A 16,355-nucleotide genomic window follows, 5' to 3' on the forward strand; every position below is an offset into this window, starting at 1 on the left:
TCACGCCACCAGCACGGCGCCGCCGCACCGCACGCCGTTGATCGTCACATCGGCCTGGCCGACATGCAGGCCCATCAGGTCGCTCAGATTGCCGATCAGCAGGTCCAGCGTCGGGGCGACCGGCAACAGCGCCGCGCCGACCGCGCCCGTCAGTCCGCCCAGCCCGATCGGGATGCCCAGCGGCACCAGTTGCAGGTCGACCTGCCGGATCAGCGACTGGGCGATGCCGCGCACCGCCGAATTGGCGGTGACCGTCCTGGTCGTCGCATTGGCGATATCGGTCTGGTCGAAACGGATCTGCTGCCATGCGGTGTCGCTCGCCAGGTCGATCCGCGCATGGCCCATGACCTTGGCGAGCGGAATCTGGAGCAGCGTCGCCGCGCCGGTGATTGGCGCGCGGTTCATGTCGTCGAACAGCGTGCGGTCGACCTGCGCGACCGCCAGCGTGCCGGGCGAGGGGAGGCTGTCGACCGTCACCGCCGGGGTCGTGCCCGTGCAGCGCACCGCGTTCAGCCGCGCCTGGGCCGAGGCGGTCTCGACGAACAGCGGCAACTGGATATTGGCGAGAAACGGCACCCCGATCTGGGTGTCGACCAGCAACCGCTGCTGCGCGGTGCGGACGGTCGTCGACCCGTCGCGCGTCACCGCCAGCCAGGGCGAGGCGGCGGGCCGCTCGCCGATCGCCAGCAGCACCCTGGTCGACACCAGTCCGGGCACCGACGCGCCCAGGTCCAGCGCCACCTGCCGCCGTCCATTGGCGATGGCCAGCGATTCGCGCAGCATCGAATAGGCATCGACCCCGATCAGGTCGCGCGTCGTCGCCGATGTCGCATCGCCCAGCGGCCCCAGGTCGATCAGCCGGGTCAGCGGCACTGGCGATCCCGGCACCCGCAAGGCCAGGCGGCGCAGCAGCGTGGCCGTGCCCGCCTGGCCCGTCGTGTCGGCCATGGCGTTCAACAAGGTGGGCAGGGTGACGTCGGCGGCCAGTATCTCGTTATAGCTGGCGCTGGTCAGGTTCAGCCGCGTGCCGAGCGCCTTGATCATGGGCAGCAGTTCGATTCGCGTATCGACCAGCGCCCGGTAATCGAGCAGCGACAGCGACAGGTTGCTGCCTGCCAGGCCGCTGAGCAGCGCGCCGGGCAGCCCGTCCTGGACCTGCGCCAGCCGGGTGCCCAGCGAGAAGGCGGCAAGATCGACTCGCCGCGCCACCGCGCTGGCCGCGACGGGGCGCTCGGCATCGCCGGTCAGCACCCGCCCGAAGAACAGCCGCACCGGCTGGCGCAGCACCACCCGGATCGCCCCGCCATCCGCGCCCGTCGCGAAGCGGTTTTCCGGCGCGATCGAGCGGTCGGCGCGATAGGTGCCGATCGCCAGCGTGCTCGACACATGGACCAGGCCGTTCGCCGCGAGCAGGCGCTGCACCGCCTCGGCCCGCCGCTCGGGGCTGGAGGCAACGGCGGCGAGCGCGGCCTGGTCCGCCACCCCCTGCAATTTGCGCTGCGACAGGGTGAGCATGCCGATATCGACGCCCAGCGCCGCACAGCCGATCAGCGCCATGGCGGAAATCGCGGTCAGGATACTGACGCCGCCCCGCCGGTCGTCGCGGAGCCGTGCCCTCACAGGCCGCCGATCATCGCCACGCCCCGGGCCGACAGCATGCGTCCCGGCGTCGGCACGAAGGGTAGGTTCAGCAGAGGATCGTCATGCGCATCATAGCGGATCGAGACGGTCAGGATATTATTCTGTTCGACCGCGATGATCTCGCCCCGTTCGGGCCGAAGCGTGCCCGCCGCGCCGAGCAGCCGCCGGGCGGTATCGACCGCGATCGTCCGGCGCTCGCCCGCATCGATCCCGGCCAGCGCGGCGCGGGCGGCGTCGTTGGCGGCCTGCTGCACCATATGCGCGGTCAGGAAATAGTCGGCGAAGCTGACGATCCCCATCAACAGCCCCAGCAGGATGGGCAGCACCAGCGCCAGTTCCACCACCGCCACGCCCCGACGATCGCGCCCGAGCGAAGAGGTCGGGAGAGAGAGCCTAAATCGGAGCGCCCAGGGTGAGGGCTGCGAACGGGCAATATGGACCATCGATTTCCCCTGACGGCTGATGGATATAGCACATCAGGGGCGTTGATCCTTATCAATCGCCTAAATCTATCCCACTGACCCCGTGAATTTTTGGGCATGCTCGCAGAAGCGACCATATCGGGCAGGAATCGCGTCGTTGCGCGCGGATAACGTGTTCAAAGCGAGAATGGTTAACGCGCGCGGCCTCTCGCATGGAGGACATGGCCCATCCCCCGAGTCGGGGTGATTCGGACGGTGCCCGGCTTCGCCTCTCCGGTGTGGGAAAGGCGAAGAGGTTCAGGCGGCGAGGGGCATGGACGCCCGTCGGTCGTCATCCAGGTCGAGCGCGTAGTGGATGCTGGGCGACAGCGTCGCGCGCGCGGCGGAGGCGCGGGCCATGCGCTGTCCGCTCGGGCGGAAGCCCAGCTTCGTCAGCACCTGCCCCGAGGCGGGGTTGTCGGCGAAGTGCCAGGCGCCCAGCCGCCGGATCGGCAGGGCATGGCGCGCCATGTCGACGACCGCGCGGCCCGCCTCGGTCGCATAGCCGCGCCCCCAGGCCGCCGGGGTCAGCCAATAGCCGAGTTCATGCCCGGTATCCCCCGTGATGATCGCGATGCCGCCGATCAGCTCGGGCGCGCCGCCGCGATCCAGCGCGGTGATCAGGAAGCGCGGCTCGGTCGCGTCGCAGGGCAAGGCCAGCCAGCGCTCGGCATCGGCCTGCGTATAGGGGTAGGGAACACGCGCCGCCATCCGGGCGACGGCTTCATGGCCGATCGCCCGGGTCAGGGCACCGGCATCCTCCGGCCAGGCTGGCCGTAACAACAATCTTGGGGTCCGCGCGAACATCACTCGACAACTCCTCGTCACGCCCGGCGCCTGTGGCACGCCCCGATGACGGGACGGAGACAGGCGCGGGGGCGGTGGAGGGAGCATGAAAAAAAGGGAGCCGGGGTGACCCGTCTCCCTTTTTTGCTGGTTCCTGCGCGGAACCCGGGTCACCCTGGTGGGCAACCCGGCGCGGTTGCCCGATTATTCGGCCGCTGCGGCCAGTTCGACCGAGCAGAATTTACGGCCCAGCTTGCCCTCGTGGAACGAGACGCGGCCATCGACGAGCGCGAATAGGGTATGGTCCTTGCCCATGCCCACGTTGCGACCCGGATAGAACTTGGTCCCGCGCTGACGCACGAGGATGTTGCCGGCGATGGCTTCCTGGCCGCCGAACTTCTTCACGCCAAGGCGACGGCCGGCCGAATCACGACCGTTACGCGACGAACCGCCTGCTTTCTTATGTGCCATTGCGAACTACTCCTGGATTTCGTTGGGTGGCGCGGCTGAGATTCAGGCGCCGACCGACACGATCTTCAGGATCGTGTGCTGCTGACGGTGGCCGTTGCGACGACGATAGTTGTGGCGACGACGCTTCTTGAAGACGATGACCTTGTCGGCCTTCGCCTGTGCGATGATTTCGGCGGCAACGGTGATGCCGTCGACGGCCTTCAGCTCCGAGCCTTCGCCCGCCAGCAGAACGTCACCCAGCGTCACCGACGCGCCGGCTTCGCCCTCGATCTTCTCGACGACGATCTTATCTCCGGCGGCGACGCGATACTGCTTGCCGCCCGTGCGCACGACTGCGAACATGGCTCTTATCACTTCCCAAATGCATGGCTCCCGCGCGGGAATGCCCGTCGGGAAAGAAGGGTCAGCTAGGCAAAGGTGGCCCGATTGTCAACCAAGGATTGCAGCTTTTGATGCCGGGTCAGGGGTTCCGCGCACCCCAAATCCCCGATGCCGCAGCCGACTCAGTGGCGATGTTCGCGCCGTAGCAGATAACGCCCATCGGCATAGCCGGTGAACAGGCCGGGAATCGCGGGATGCTCGATCGGTTCGTCGCTGTCGTCGTGCAACAGATTCTGCTGGCTGACATAGGCGACATAGCTCGATTCGGCATTCTCCGCGAGCAGGTGATAGAAGGGTTGGTCCTTGGCGGGCCGGATCTGCTCGGGAATGGCGTCATACCATTCGTCGCTGTTGGCGAAGACGGGGTCGACGTCGAAGATGACGCCGCGAATGTCGAACATGCGGTGGCGCACGACATCCCCGATCGCGAAGCGCGCGGTCGCGATCATCGGCGCGTCCACATCCAGGCGCGAGGTCAGGGGCATCATGTCGGTGGCGTCCATATCGCCCGATTTAATGTCTTTATCGCGCCGCACAAGTTTAGGCGCTTGCAATGCGCAAAAAGCTGATCTAACAGCGCGCCTCCAATCGATCAGCCCCGAAGGCCAACCGGCCTTTTTCGGATCGTCCTCGCGGAGAGGTGGCAGAGTGGTCGAATGCACCGCACTCGAAATGCGGCGTGCCGGCAACGGTACCGAGGGTTCGAATCCCTCCCTCTCCGCCATGATCCGTTGTAATAATTGGGTTTTTTTGAAGGTTGCGCCTCGCAACCCAAGTTTCAACCCAAGTTGAGCGGCGGATCGGTACGAACCGTTGTGACTTTGCGCGGACCCCGCATGGGTCGCGCTGCGGCATGTGCACTGTCGTATTGATCCTTGAGTCGTCGCCGCCTCGATGCTGGCCAAACCCGTTTCAGACGGATCGAACAGTTTACTTGCGAGCCCGCTCAACTCTTGGGCAGCATGAGACTCGAGGTAACTTTAATTCGTTGTCAGTTGGCCCCTGTTCCGCCTGGGCGTCGCGTTGTAGGCACACGCTCTGGTCGTCCAGATAGTTTTAATGGATCCCGTCCTTCGCCGCTGGATTTCCGTCTTGAGGAGGCCGCCCGACCGCTCTGGACCAGACCCAGTCTTCCGCGTTCGCTGCGGCAAACGTCTGGTCCCGACAATACCTGCCGTTCGCCCTGGAAAAGGCCAGCGACCGAAACATCCCAAATGGATGACGGTCTGCGTCGTCTTCAAACCTTGTGCCGCGAACCGACGCGTCGGAACTCTGGCGATCGAGCGGCCCATCAGCTTCGCCTGCCGATCAGATTATGTATCGGAAGGGCGTTCATGGTGGAGAGCGGCCTGTCCGCTTTCGAGCGACACACCGGGGTAAGCTGCCGTTCGTTCAGCAGTGAGGGCAGGGGGCTCGAACGCCCGCATCTCGGACGATCATGGTGACGATGGAAGTCCTGAATGCCGGTTTACGGTCAGCACGCTTACGAGCGAGGCACTCCTGGCGACCGCGACGGAACTACTCAATCTCGAGCACAGAAAGCGAACACCCGAGCGAGCGATACGCGCGTGTAAGACCCGTTACCAAAAGGTCATAGATTCCGCGTTGATGTTGAACTAATCTGCTTCAAAGGCGGGAGCTTGGTCAGCATCAAGATGACGGGGGTGGAGGAAAAAGACGCGGCAGCGACGAAGCCGTCCGCGCTCGCCGAAGCGATGACTGCGCTTCTGAAGGACCACGCGGGCCTCGGCATCCGACTGAAAGAGGTTCCTTTCGACTGGACGTCTGGGATGCACCGGCTTTCCGGTAGCTTCCACTACATTACCTTCGCTGATGGCGTTCCTACGGTTCAGGAATTCGTCGAGTACCTTTACGACTGCCTGATCCCGTACTGTCTACCAAAGAGCAAAGTCCGGGATGCGCTACAGGGGATCGACCCCACTCTCGATTATCACCGCATCATCAGACTTGGCGACGATGCGAAAAGCTTGTTTATTAAAGCAAAAAATCAACTCGAGTCCGGCGGAGAGCCGGGAGAGTTAATCCTATACGCTTTGCTGGAATGGGTGCTGAAGGCACCGCGCTTGGTCTCGAAGATGTACCTGAAGACCAATAACAACATGCCCGTGCACGGCACGGATGGTATCCATCTTGGCTATGACGAAGCCAAGGACCTCCTGACCGTCTATTTTGGCGAATCCAAAATATATCAAAACTTTTCGTCAGCGGCTGACGCTGCGTTCGCCTCCATGGCCGAGCTCCTGGCGAATACCGGTCAAATCTCTCGTGAAATTGAGATCCTGAACAATCTGTCTGACATCGACAGCTTGGACTCAGTATTTCGAGCGAAGATCGCGGAGTATATAAACCCATATTCAATGTCGCAGCTAACGCTGCAAAAGCGTATCGTTCACGCATGCCTGCTTGGCTTCGAATACTCCGCTTACAACCGCATCCTTGCACTCGAACCCAGCAAAGTCGCCTCGGCATTCGAAGAGAAATACAAGAAGAGGATCGGCAGCGCCTGCCGCGTGATCGAGCGTCACTACGGCAAGCGCTTGCCCATCACCACGAACCTGCATCTCTTCCTTCTGCCGTTCCCGTCTCTGCAGGTCTTCAGGGCGGCGTTCTATGAGAAGCTCGGAGTGACGGCATGAGCTTTGTGGACGGGCTTTGTGAAACGATTAGCGGCGATCCACGCTTTGTGGCCGACTATGAGGCCATACTGCGTCAATCAATTATGGGCGGCGCGGGCTTTGCTGACGGTCACGCGCTTGAAGAGGAAGTCTTGCGGCGGCTCCTTCAAAGCGCCACAATATTTGCGCAATCTGAGGAAGCAGAATGGCGGCAGCTTGCCTACCGCATCAGCGTCGGATCGCTGGCTTATAGCGACACTCTCGCTGGGATCAGGAGTGCGTCGAGACTTATCTTGGCGCGCCTTGGAAACTATCCCGCGATTAAATTCGCATTCAAGGGCGAGACGGAGCCGCGGACGCTCACTGAAGGGGTTTTTTACGAGATCCTCGGCCGTCAGCTGGACAATACCGTCCGCATCGGCGAGCGCAGCGCCGTCCTTACCGACATGCAGCGGGCGGTTTGGGATGCCTTGGCATCTGGCTCCTCGCTGGCGCTTTCGGCACCCACCTCAGCCGGCAAGTCGTTCGTGTTCCTGGCGTATATTGAACAGCTTAAGCGAATGCGTCCGAACGCCAACCTGGTCTATCTTGTGCCGAGCCGCGCGCTGATCAGCCAAGTTGCCACGGATTTGCGCTCGGCAAGCCTCGATAAGGCGTTTGATGTTACGACGGTGCCGATACCTGCAGCGCCAACTGTTTTAGGTACGCCGATCTATGTGCTCACGCCGGAACGGCTTCAGGTGCTGTTTCATACGGCTCCTGGACTCAAGTTCGACGTCGCCATCGTAGATGAGGCGCATCTTATCGGCGAGGGCTCCCGGGGAGTGGTCCTGCACTCAGTTTTGCAGGACCTTCAGCGCCGACACCCCGAGGTGCAGTTCCTGTTCTCGTCTCCGCAAGTTCGGGATCCGGCCGTCTTCGGCACGGTGGTCGGCCGCGAGGGCGTCAAGGTGGTCAAGACTAAAGACTCCCCCGTCGCCCAGAACATAATCCTACTGAACCGCAGAGCTGGCGACGATAAGAAGATCGAAATGCTGCTGTGGCGGGACGGCAATAAGACGCCGCTTGCCGAGATTGATGCCGCGATCCCGATCTACAACTCTCATGATGGCCTCGTGTATCTGAGCTGGGCTCTTGGAAACGTATCCCAAAGCCTCGTCTACGCTGTCGGTCCTGCGGCATGCGAGGATATTGCCTTTAAGATAAAAGAGTTATCGCGAGACCCGGCGGTCGCTGAACTGGTGCTTTCCTCCGGACCTGATGAGCGATCGGTGCAGGTTCGCAAGGAGCTGACTGCCTTTGCGAAAGAGGCGGTCCATCCGAGCTACGTGCTTGCTGAAACGGTGGAGGGCGGCGTCGGCTTCCACTACGGTCGCATTCCTCCGCTGCTGAGGAACGCGGTTGAAAGTGCCTTTGCTGACGGGCATCTCAACTACATCGTCTGTACAAGCACGCTGCTGCAAGGCGTCAATCTGCCCGCGCGCAACGTGTTCATGCAGAACCCCCATAAGGGGGAAGAGAACCCGATTGAGCCCGTCGATTTTTGGAACCTTGCGGGGCGTGCCGGCCGCCTTGGCAAGGACTTCCAGGGGAATGTCTTTCTCGTTGACTACGACGAATGGGATTCGAGTCCGCTCTCAGGACCGAAGGACGAGCCCATCAAGCCATCGCTTGAGGTCGCCCTGACCGACACATCGGCCGAGTTGCTGGAGTATATTGCGGCGACGGACCGTCCATCAGGTGAGTCTCCGCATCTGGAGGCCGCCTTCTCAAAGCTCCTACGCGACCATCGGCAAGGGCAACTTGACGACACCTTTGACCGCGTCAGCGGATTGTCGCCGCAGACACGGGCGAGCATCACCTCCGCCCTGGCCATCGCTGACAATCAGATCGGCTTGAAAGTTGAAACGCTGGCGGCGAGCCCGCAGATTTCGGGCTACCGGCAGCAAGAACTCTACGATTACATGATCGAGAAGATCGGGAAAAAGGGTCCCGACTATCTGATCCCTCTGCATCCGAGCGCTGGGTGGAAGGATGCGCTCGACAAGTTGCGACCAGTTTTTGCCCGCGTGCATAAATATCTTGAACTGAAGAGCGGTCAGCATCATCGCTACTGGGCTCCTCTGGCTCTTCGTTGGATGCGCGGTGAGCCGCTGCCGATGATCATCGAGGAGGCAATCAGGTACCATAAAAGCCAGGGAAAGAACCGGTCCAGCCGGACGGTCATCCGAGAGGTGCTGACGGATGTGGAAAGCAGTCTCCGGTTCAAATACGTGAATATGCTGGGCTGCTACGGAGCTGTGCTGAAAGAGGCCCTGATCGCAACCGGGCACGCTTCTCACATCGTGAGGATACCGTCCCTCACTCTGTATCTGGAGCTTGGAGCAGCATCGCAAACGATGATCCAGTTTATCGGCCTCGGCCTCTCTCGCCACACGGCGCACATCCTGTCCGGTCTGACGATCAACAGAGATATGGATTTAGGAGCAGCACGACGCTTCCTCTCCCAGCTAACACCCGAGACCGCAGGGCTATCGCCGTACGTGGCTGGTGAACTTAGACGAGTGCTTCAAAATGTGTGAACACGCGCTTTAATTGAGGCGGAGCTTGGGAAAGAAGTTATGGGGGAACTAGTTCGCCTGCCAGCGGCGGTGCAGCTGTAGGGTCACGCCGCGGCGAACGCACACTCCTGCGGCTGAGATGGCTTACTACCCGCATGGGGCGGATCGCATCCATTCTGTACCCGCAGCGCTTGCCTCGATGCTGGAAACGCTCGTAGCCAGTTCGCCCGAGCTGGCCGACGATCTGGGCTATCGCAAACTGCTTGGCTGGGCACGGCGACCCGCGGCACCCTGAGCACACCAGGCAGCTCCAAGCTCGGATACCGGCAAGGGGCCTTATCGCCTAGCGTCCGCTAACCTCTCAAATCAGGCAAATTCGACCGTTTTGGGCGGTTCCAACAAGGGTTGGTACCTAAATGAACGAGCGGCCGGAGTCGGTGGGCGGACCGGGGACCCAACACGACTGCTTCTGGGTCGTCGAGCTGCTCCTCGTTTTGCCGAACTTGGTCTTGAATAGCTCGACGATTGCCCAAGCTTCTCCTTGGCGGGTGATCTTTGGCGATTGCCTCCCGGAAATCGGCGATCGCCATAGGCGGCATCTCGAAGGATCCGACAAATTGCCAATGGGGCGGCATCTTGAGCATCGTGGATCGCTATACATGCGCGGCGGCGCTTCCTCATCTCGGCAGGTTTCCCGGAACGACAGCTTCCGCGACCCGAAGGTCGAACACCGCAAGATCGTTCGGCGCGACGACGCCGGCGGCGTCGGACCATTCGACACCGCTTTGATCACGCTCGGGGCTGATATCGCGCGGCAAGCCGATCAGCATCGCCGGCTCGCCGAACGAGCGCGCCCGTTCCTGCGCGATCTGGAGGGTTTCGAAGTCGCGTTTGGTCCTAATCGGCCGCACCCCCAGGCGGGTGACTAGCGCTGTGAGAAATGCTCCTTGGAACGGTGCCGCCTCCGGCGGGCGCGGCTCAAGAATCGACGGGCCGACGAGCGCGGCTGAAGCCGCTAGTTCTATCATTGGGCGGGCCGGGCGTCGGTCGGGCGGCGGTGCCGGAAGGTCAAGCTGTGGCGATACATCCCCCCCTTCCCGCTCACGCTCGTCCCTGAACTGACGTTCGCTAGAAGGAAATTCTTCGGGAGCATGGTCGACCTTGACGGTTAAGCCCTCCTCTAGCGGGAGTTCGCGCGGGTCGGGCGGCGGGACCGGTCGCTCAGGAGAGGGACCTGGCGTGGCCCTGACCTCAACCGTCTGATCTTCCTTTGCCGCACGAAGGATCGCGTCGGCGTTATCGACGCCGAAACCGACCGCGATGCTGTCCAGCCAAGCGCGCGTAATCACGCGTTGATGGTGCTCGGCCTCGTCGGGCGAGAAAGGTGCTTGCTCGACCGGAGGATCCCATAGGATGGTCACCGGCGTATGAGACCGTGTGTCCGTTGACCAGAGCGTCGCCGCCACCCACTCGTCTGGCCGATAACTCCGGCCAGCGACCGTGCTGGACACACGCCCAAACTGCTCCTTGCCCTTTCTGATGCAGCTAGGTGGGTCCCCGGTCAGGAAGTCCGTTCCCGACAAGCTACCTTTCGCCTCGCAGAGCACGAATTTGCGACGGCGTCGGTCCCAAGCAAGCCAATCTGGGATATCGCCATCGGAGGAGCGGGACACAGTGATAGAATGCGGTAGAGCGATGCCATTCCGGGTGAGCGAATTGAACCGGGTCAGGCCCAGATGGTGAGTTAGCAGCGCCCGGGCAACGAACCTCCCGTACAGCCCTGAATACGAGCGGCGCAGTTCGGTGCTAACCGCGAGGTCATCGGCCCATCGCAGATTGTGCAGGTCGATGGCGCTCAGATGGCTTTGGAACAAGGTGAGCCAAGCAGGAACCATAGCTCCACCCTGCAACGTCTCTTCCGCAGCGGCGCGCGCGATCCACCATAACGAGATCGGAGCCGTGCCGATCGCCTCCGTACCCGTGCTATCGACCACCCGATGCGTCGCCCAGCGATACGGCATATCTGCTCCCTATTCTGACCCTTCGGCCTGTTGCGCCTATGTTATGATGGACCTGGAACGGGGCGAGCAAGAGCGGTAGAAGCGGGCTGCACCACGGTATGGTGGACGGGTCGCCTCTTCGATGAAGTGCTATTTCCAAGACTGCGTCAATGATCACAGCTCGAAGGAGCATGTGCCGCCGAAAAGTTTTTTCCCGGAAGACCAGCGTGTCCAGCTTCTGACGGTGCCGTCGTGCGACAAGCACAACACAGCCAAAAGCAACGATGACCTTTACGCGTTGACTCATATCGCGATGGCCAGTTCGCCAGCGAACCGCTCGCGGGAGGTTTGGCTGAAGCGCATCGCGCCCCAACTCGAGCACAATAACCGGGCGTTCGCCAAAACAGTATTGAAGGACTCGGGCGTGGTAGACGGTCAACGACGTTACATCGTCGACCGGAAACGAATGGACGGATTTTTCGACGCGGTATGCTGTGGCTTGATCTACAAGCTGAAGCGCCACTCGCTCCCGTCCGGTTATAAGCAGAATCATATCTATCACAATTTTATGATCAATCACGAAATTGATCGCACGGTCGCGGACACTATCGATGAGTTCTACCGGGACCCGCCGTTAGCTCTTTTCGAGTTTGGCACTCCGGATCTACGTAACACTCAGATTTACCGGGCGTCGATCTTTGGAGAGCCCGATGCGTGGAAGAACATTTCGGTCGTGCATACCTTTTACGGGGTTTTTAAGGTCACTACGCTGCTGACCATAGAACATGCCGGCACCCTCGAGGGCTGGACGCCCTATCGGTCGTAAATCGATCCGCGGCCTGACCCGCCGCTGCGCGGCTGCGGTGGACCTGCGATGGGCCGCGCGCATACCCGCCCATTTTTCAGGGGAAGCGTCCGATTGCGCCCATTTTTACGGTGAAAACTGCTGCTCAGGCCGACTATGGACAGATATGAGACCGCCCTGAATGAACGTCGGAAATTGGGAAGTGGAAGGGGCACATTGAACGGCCGAATATGGGTCTTCGGGAGCTTTAGGACGGAACGGCAGTGACTGCCTTGCCGCGTTCGGAAGCGGTGCACCGGCAGTCACGCCCCGCCGCAAGCGACTTGTAAAGGTAGAGCCTCGGGCATCGCTTCAGGTCGAAGCAATATGGTATGCCATCCACCATGCCGTCGGACATCATCAGCCTCTATTCCGCGTCCGCTGTCACGCCCGAGATGCAACAATTTGCTGACGAGGTCGGGGCGCTCGATAATCCGGGAGTAACTAGGCTCTACCTCGACGTACGTCGTGAGTTTCGCGAGACGCTGAAGCGTTGCAAGCGGATCTCGCGTGGATCGGGCGGGATCGTCTCCACGGGCAACAGGATGTTCTGGGGCTCCGTCCTGTTCACGCGCATCGTGGTCACCGCGAAGAGCATGGACAGAATGTTGCCCGATCCGAAGCCTGGCGAGCACTGGGACTTCAGCGCCGCCGCTTCGCTGGCGCGCAACCTCTTCGAGGCCTGCCTCGTCCACCACTGGCTATGCGCCGCAGGACTTGACGAGGACGAGCGCGCCGCCCGTTTCATTTTGTTTCACCTACACGACCACGGTTCTCGAATGCGCTTGCTCCCGGATGAGGACTTCGATCCGGAGGTGCTCGAAGACCTTACCCGACGCTTTGACTCGAACCCGGTGCTGTCGACCTGGGACGAGAAGCGCCGGCGGGTGGCGCTTCGGGGCGAGCGCACGCCATTCATTCAGGACGACGTGCTGGCGGAGATGGGGTTCGACCCGGTCGCGTTCAGGATGACCTACCGGTTCTTCTCGCAGCACACGCACACCGGCCCGATCTCTTTCTACAGGATGCTGGAGCATGATCGCGGGACGGGTGTCGAGACCCGGCACGAAAAGCGATACATGCTGATCGCGATGGGCTTCGCGATCGACTTTTTAGGCCTCGCCGCGGCGACCCAGCTGGATATAGTTCCCGACGCGGAGACGCGGCCGCCGTTCCTCACGGACGCGCAGGTCCGGGCAAACGTCGAGCGAGAGCAGGGGCGTACGTCCCGCAGGGGTCGATGAGGATGGCCGGCAGGCGTGAAGGCATCTGCAGGCTCACGGGCGAGCCCGGCCGTTTCGTCGACGCGCATATTCTGCCGAAGGCCCTGACCTATCCAGCCGAGAAGGGGTTGCCTTTCGCTCAGGCAGGCGATGAGCATCCGCCGATCAAGCGTTGGAGCAGTTGGTATGATCCGGCGATCGTCACCCGTGCCGGTGAGGACATCCTCGCCGAATACGACAACTTCGCCGTGGCCGAACTTCGCACGCATCGACTGGTGTGGAGCGGCTGGGACGGCGCCGACGCGCTGGTCTCCGATGACTACGTGCCAATGCCGCCGATGCCCGGCATTCCGGGGGGCGGGCTGCGAGTGATCCACGGCGTGGACGGGCCTAGGCTGAGGCTGTTCTTCCTCAGCTTGCTTTGGCGCGCCGCCATTAGCCGTCTCCCTGAATTCGGGCAGATCGACATCCGCTCGTCAGACCTGCGGCGGCTCCGGCGCATATTGCTGGCGCGCGACCCGGCACCGCTGTCGTTCTACCCGATTTCGCTGCACCAAATCGTAGCGCGCGGCGCGATCCACAATCACACGCCGGTGGCGGAGCGTAGGCCGCTGAACATCGGGCGCCTCGACGGGCCAACGTTGCCAATCTTCCGCTTCTACTTGGACGGCTTGGTGGCCCACATCCATCGGCCTGGAGCCGAGCGCCACATCGCGCCGCTGATGGATCGAATGCTCGGCGGTGGCGAGCCACTCGTCGTCACGACGACGGACTTCGACTCTTCGCGGCAGCGGGAGACGGTCGCGGGCATTCTCGCGGATACTTCGAGACGCTGGCCGGACAGGCTGTCGCGCATTCCTGGCTTCGCTGATTCGGCTTCGACCTGAGCCCAAGAATCTAGCCAGCTGAGATAGTTCGCTGAATCGATAGAGCTCTCTAAAGGCTGTTGGGTAACCCATTTGACTGAGCGCCAAGTCGCGAGCCCTTTCGAAGGGCCTCTGAACGGCCACATCTAGGTTCGCCCGGTTGCACCCGCGTCGCCAAGAACGCTGTCCGGGGTGCGTCGTGGGCCTCTATGATGTACATGAGGTCAATGGCAGGCATTGACAGGAAACTCAGACGCGCGAAGGGCAGGACTGCGGCGGAACGCCCTGTCATGCACCCGCTTCATGAGCCCGTTAAACAACAGCTCGAGGAATTAGCCAAGCTAAGCACCCTTGCCAATCAGGTTTCGATGGAGCTGACGGGGCGTCAAACGACGAAGATGGGTCGTCTCGCTTCGATGGTATTTGCCAAGTGCTGCGCCCATGCCAACTCGATCGTCACGATCGCGCAACTGTCTCAAATGTTCGACCATCATGCGATGATGGCACTCGCGCGCATGGTCGTCGAGGGCTCGACTATGATCGCCTACCTGCTCGATCCCGTTGATGAGCTGGCCCCCATTTCGACCGGACGGATTCAAGCCTAAGAAGGAGGCTTGGGGCTATCCCCTAAGCATAGGCTTATGTCCGTGTCCGAAATCATCACCGACGGCGGTCGTCGCCGTCACTGGAGCACGCCTGAGAAGCTGAGGATCGTCGAGGAGACGCTCGATGGTCGCGAGAGCATATCGGTGGTGGCACGCCGCAACGGCGTGGCGCCGAACCTGCTGTACCGCTGGCGGCGGCTGATGCTGGAGGGCGGGAGCGTCGCGGTCGCCGGCGACGACGACGTGACCAGCAATCGCCAGGTCCGCGAGATGGAGACCCGCATCCGCGAACTGGAGCGCCAGCTCGGCCGCAAGACGCTGGAGGTCGAGATCCTGAAGGAGGCGCTGGAGCGCTCACGCCCAAAAAAAGCGAGCTTGCTCATGCACTCGCCGTTGCCGGAGACTATCCGGTGAGCCTGGTCGCCAAGACGCTCGGGGTCGGGCGCTCGACGGTGTACGACCGCCTGACCGGCCGCACCCGGACGCGCGGGCCGTACGCCAAGGCCGACGACGCGGACCTGCTGCCCCGCATACGCCAGATCGCCGCGCAGCGGCCCACCTACGGCTACCGCCGCATCGCGGCAGTCCTCAATCGACAGCAACGCGCCGAAGGACTGGCGCCGGTCAATCACAAGCGCGTCTATCGCATCATGGCCGCGGACCGCCTGCTGCTGGCGCGGCGCTACACCGAGCGGGCCGACTATGGCCATGACGGCGTCGTGGTGGCGATCCGCTCGAACCTGCGCTGGTGCTCGGACGGCTTCGAGTTCACCTGCTGGAACGGCGAGGTCGTGCGCGGCGCCTTCATCATCGACGCCCATGACCGCGAGATCATCGCCTGGCGCGCGATCGCCAATGCGGGCATCAGCGGCTCGGACGTGCGCGACATCATGCTGGAAGCCGTGGAAACCCGCTTCGGCGGTATGCGCGCGCCCGTGCCGGTCGAGATGCTGTCCGATAACGGCTCGGCCTATACTGCCCGCGAAACACGCACCTTTGCCCGGCAGCTGGGCCTCAAACCCTGCTTCACGCCCGTTCGCAGCCCGCAGTCCAACGGCATCTCGGAGGCCTTCGTTCATACCCTCAAGCGCGATTACGTCCGCGTCTCGCCGCTGCCTGATGCTCCCACCGCGTTGACATCGCTTGCCGGATGGATCGAGGACTACAACGACAACCACCCCCATTCAGGGCTCAAAATGCGTTCACCGCGCGAACATCGCGCACTGGTTTCTGCAACCGCCTGAATCCGTCCGGTGAAACGGGGGCCAGATCAGTTGATGAGGAGGAGGACAGGTTCCGCTATCTCCTGCTTAAGCTGCATGACACAGTGAACAGGCTGCACCTCGTTAGTGCGTTGGAGGGCGAGGCCGATGATCTCCGGGAAGGACGCAAGCAGCTCGTCGCACAGTTGCAGGCTCACCCTCGGTTCGGGAACGTGCCGAAGCATCGGCGCGAACGGCTGATGACGGGCGAGGAAATGTTCGTGGTCGGGATGCGAGCCGTGGCCGTTAAGATGATGGGCTGGGATGAGCGCAAGTTTGGCGGCACATACTCGTACCTGTCCGCTCATGCCCACTCCTCTCCAGTGAGCTTTATGCGCATGGAGGAGCACGAAATCGACTATTTCACGCCTAGCAGGAAGCAGATGGAGCTGCCGGCCTTTGCGTTTCTTGTAGCGACGGAATGCCTCCGGCGATCCATGCTGCGGATGGTAGGGAGGCACCCCGAGGCGATCTCGCAGTTCCCGGCCGATGAGCTGGCCCGCGCGCGGAAGGAGGATGCCGAGTCGCCGCTGTTCAGTAATTCGGCGCAGTCGTGAGGTGGAGAGTGCTCCGCCACGCGTTACACAGCACCTAGGCCCCTGCACTAGGGAGAAGCCC

At 62.2% G+C, this 16,355-nt stretch carries 15 protein-coding genes and 1 tRNA gene; 9 read left to right on the forward strand and 7 right to left on the reverse strand.

Annotation, left to right across the window (positions count from 1 at the left end; genetic code table 11):
* The 6 genes from QE385_RS15870 to hspQ form a co-directional block, all read right to left on the reverse strand.
* Nucleotides 1-1,620: a pilus assembly protein TadG-related protein gene (locus QE385_RS15870; protein WP_307103465.1), complete on the reverse strand. Its 1,620-nt coding sequence runs from the start codon at nt 1,618-1,620 to the stop codon at nt 1-3.
* Nucleotides 1,617-1,991, reverse strand: a complete 375-nt coding sequence (locus QE385_RS15875; RefSeq protein ID WP_307103467.1) for a TadE/TadG family type IV pilus assembly protein — start codon at nt 1,989-1,991, stop codon at nt 1,617-1,619. The genes QE385_RS15870 and QE385_RS15875 overlap by 4 nt, the downstream gene beginning before the upstream one ends.
* Before the next feature lie 369 nt (nt 1,992-2,360).
* The gene (locus tag QE385_RS15880; protein WP_307103469.1) at nt 2,361-2,888 is read right to left on the reverse strand and encodes a GNAT family N-acetyltransferase; all 528 of its coding nucleotides are present in this window, start codon (nt 2,886-2,888) and stop codon (nt 2,361-2,363) included.
* Nucleotides 2,889-3,092: 204 nt separating this feature from the next.
* The gene (gene rpmA, locus QE385_RS15885; RefSeq protein WP_183951678.1) at nt 3,093-3,359 is read right to left on the reverse strand and encodes a 50S ribosomal protein L27; all 267 of its coding nucleotides are present in this window, start codon (nt 3,357-3,359) and stop codon (nt 3,093-3,095) included.
* Between the two features lie 42 nt (nt 3,360-3,401).
* The gene (gene rplU, locus QE385_RS15890) at nt 3,402-3,701 is read right to left on the reverse strand and encodes a 50S ribosomal protein L21 (protein WP_007405484.1); all 300 of its coding nucleotides are present in this window, start codon (nt 3,699-3,701) and stop codon (nt 3,402-3,404) included.
* A gap of 161 nt (nt 3,702-3,862) precedes the next feature.
* A complete protein-coding gene (gene hspQ / locus QE385_RS15895; protein ID WP_373424686.1) occupies nt 3,863-4,228 on the reverse strand; it encodes a heat shock protein HspQ in 366 nt (121 codons plus the stop codon).
* A gap of 146 nt (nt 4,229-4,374) precedes the next feature.
* Between hspQ and QE385_RS15900 the strand changes: the two genes are divergently transcribed.
* The 3 genes from QE385_RS15900 to QE385_RS15910 all read left to right on the forward strand — a co-directional run bounded on the left by QE385_RS15900 (nt 4,375) and on the right by QE385_RS15910 (nt 8,958).
* A tRNA-Ser gene (locus tag QE385_RS15900) sits at nt 4,375-4,464 on the forward strand.
* A gap of 916 nt (nt 4,465-5,380) precedes the next feature.
* Nucleotides 5,381-6,397, forward strand: a complete 1,017-nt coding sequence (locus QE385_RS15905) for a DUF1837 domain-containing protein (RefSeq protein WP_307103471.1) — start codon at nt 5,381-5,383, stop codon at nt 6,395-6,397.
* Nucleotides 6,394-8,958: a DEAD/DEAH box helicase gene (locus QE385_RS15910; protein WP_307103473.1), complete on the forward strand. Its 2,565-nt coding sequence runs from the start codon at nt 6,394-6,396 to the stop codon at nt 8,956-8,958. The genes QE385_RS15905 and QE385_RS15910 overlap by 4 nt, the downstream gene beginning before the upstream one ends.
* Before the next feature lie 656 nt (nt 8,959-9,614).
* Here the strand turns inward: QE385_RS15910 and QE385_RS15915 are convergent.
* The gene (locus QE385_RS15915) at nt 9,615-10,958 is read right to left on the reverse strand and encodes a hypothetical protein (RefSeq protein WP_307103475.1); all 1,344 of its coding nucleotides are present in this window, start codon (nt 10,956-10,958) and stop codon (nt 9,615-9,617) included.
* A gap of 121 nt (nt 10,959-11,079) precedes the next feature.
* On the opposite strand from QE385_RS15915, the gene QE385_RS15920 reads away from it, so the two are divergent.
* The 6 genes from QE385_RS15920 (at nt 11,080) to QE385_RS15945 (ending at nt 16,294) form a co-directional block, all read left to right on the forward strand.
* The gene (locus QE385_RS15920) at nt 11,080-11,763 is read left to right on the forward strand and encodes a hypothetical protein (RefSeq protein ID WP_307103477.1); all 684 of its coding nucleotides are present in this window, start codon (nt 11,080-11,082) and stop codon (nt 11,761-11,763) included.
* Between the two features lie 350 nt (nt 11,764-12,113).
* On the forward strand, nt 12,114-13,025 hold the full coding sequence (locus QE385_RS15925) for a DUF5677 domain-containing protein (protein ID WP_307103479.1): 912 nt from the start codon (nt 12,114-12,116) through the stop codon (nt 13,023-13,025).
* Nucleotides 13,026-13,027: 2 nt separating this feature from the next.
* Nucleotides 13,028-13,891 (forward strand): hypothetical protein, encoded by an 864-nt coding sequence (locus QE385_RS15930; RefSeq protein WP_307103481.1) that lies wholly within the window; start codon nt 13,028-13,030, stop codon nt 13,889-13,891.
* Nucleotides 13,892-14,160: 269 nt separating this feature from the next.
* Entirely contained in the window at nt 14,161-14,475 is a 315-nt protein-coding gene (locus QE385_RS15935) for a hypothetical protein (protein ID WP_307103483.1), read from the forward strand.
* A gap of 36 nt (nt 14,476-14,511) precedes the next feature.
* Nucleotides 14,512-15,719 (forward strand): IS3-like element ISGbe2 family transposase gene (locus QE385_RS15940; RefSeq protein ID WP_307098189.1). Its coding sequence is split into 2 segments (ribosomal slippage): nt 14,512-14,836 and nt 14,836-15,719, totalling 1,209 coding nucleotides; the frame shifts between segments, so codons are not numbered across the junction.
* An 83-nt stretch (nt 15,720-15,802) separates the two neighbouring features.
* On the forward strand, nt 15,803-16,294 hold the full coding sequence (locus tag QE385_RS15945) for a hypothetical protein (protein ID WP_307103485.1): 492 nt from the start codon (nt 15,803-15,805) through the stop codon (nt 16,292-16,294).
* Nucleotides 16,295-16,355 lie beyond the last annotated feature (61 nt).

Origin of the sequence: Sphingomonas sp. SORGH_AS_0950 (assembly GCF_030818415.1) — a bacterium.
Classification (GTDB): domain Bacteria; phylum Pseudomonadota; class Alphaproteobacteria; order Sphingomonadales; family Sphingomonadaceae; genus Sphingomonas.

What these genes read in the sequence shown, in the direction of transcription:
- rpmA (WP_183951678.1), bottom strand. Translation starts at nt 3,359, where the DNA reads ATGGCACATAAGAAAGCAGGCGGTTCGTCGCGTAACGGTCGTGATTCG.
- rplU (WP_007405484.1), bottom strand. Translation starts at nt 3,701, where the DNA reads ATGTTCGCAGTCGTGCGCACGGGCGGCAAGCAGTATCGCGTCGCCGCC.
- hspQ (WP_373424686.1), bottom strand. Translation starts at nt 4,228, where the DNA reads ATGATGCCCCTGACCTCGCGCCTGGATGTGGACGCGCCGATGATCGCG.
- QE385_RS15910 (WP_307103473.1), top strand. Translation starts at nt 6,394, where the DNA reads ATGAGCTTTGTGGACGGGCTTTGTGAAACGATTAGCGGCGATCCACGC.
- QE385_RS15915 (WP_307103475.1), bottom strand. Translation starts at nt 10,958, where the DNA reads ATGCCGTATCGCTGGGCGACGCATCGGGTGGTCGATAGCACGGGTACG.
- QE385_RS15920 (WP_307103477.1), top strand. Translation starts at nt 11,080, where the DNA reads ATGAAGTGCTATTTCCAAGACTGCGTCAATGATCACAGCTCGAAGGAG.
- QE385_RS15925 (WP_307103479.1), top strand. Translation starts at nt 12,114, where the DNA reads ATGCCATCCACCATGCCGTCGGACATCATCAGCCTCTATTCCGCGTCC.
- QE385_RS15930 (WP_307103481.1), top strand. Translation starts at nt 13,028, where the DNA reads ATGGCCGGCAGGCGTGAAGGCATCTGCAGGCTCACGGGCGAGCCCGGC.
- QE385_RS15935 (WP_307103483.1), top strand. Translation starts at nt 14,161, where the DNA reads ATGCACCCGCTTCATGAGCCCGTTAAACAACAGCTCGAGGAATTAGCC.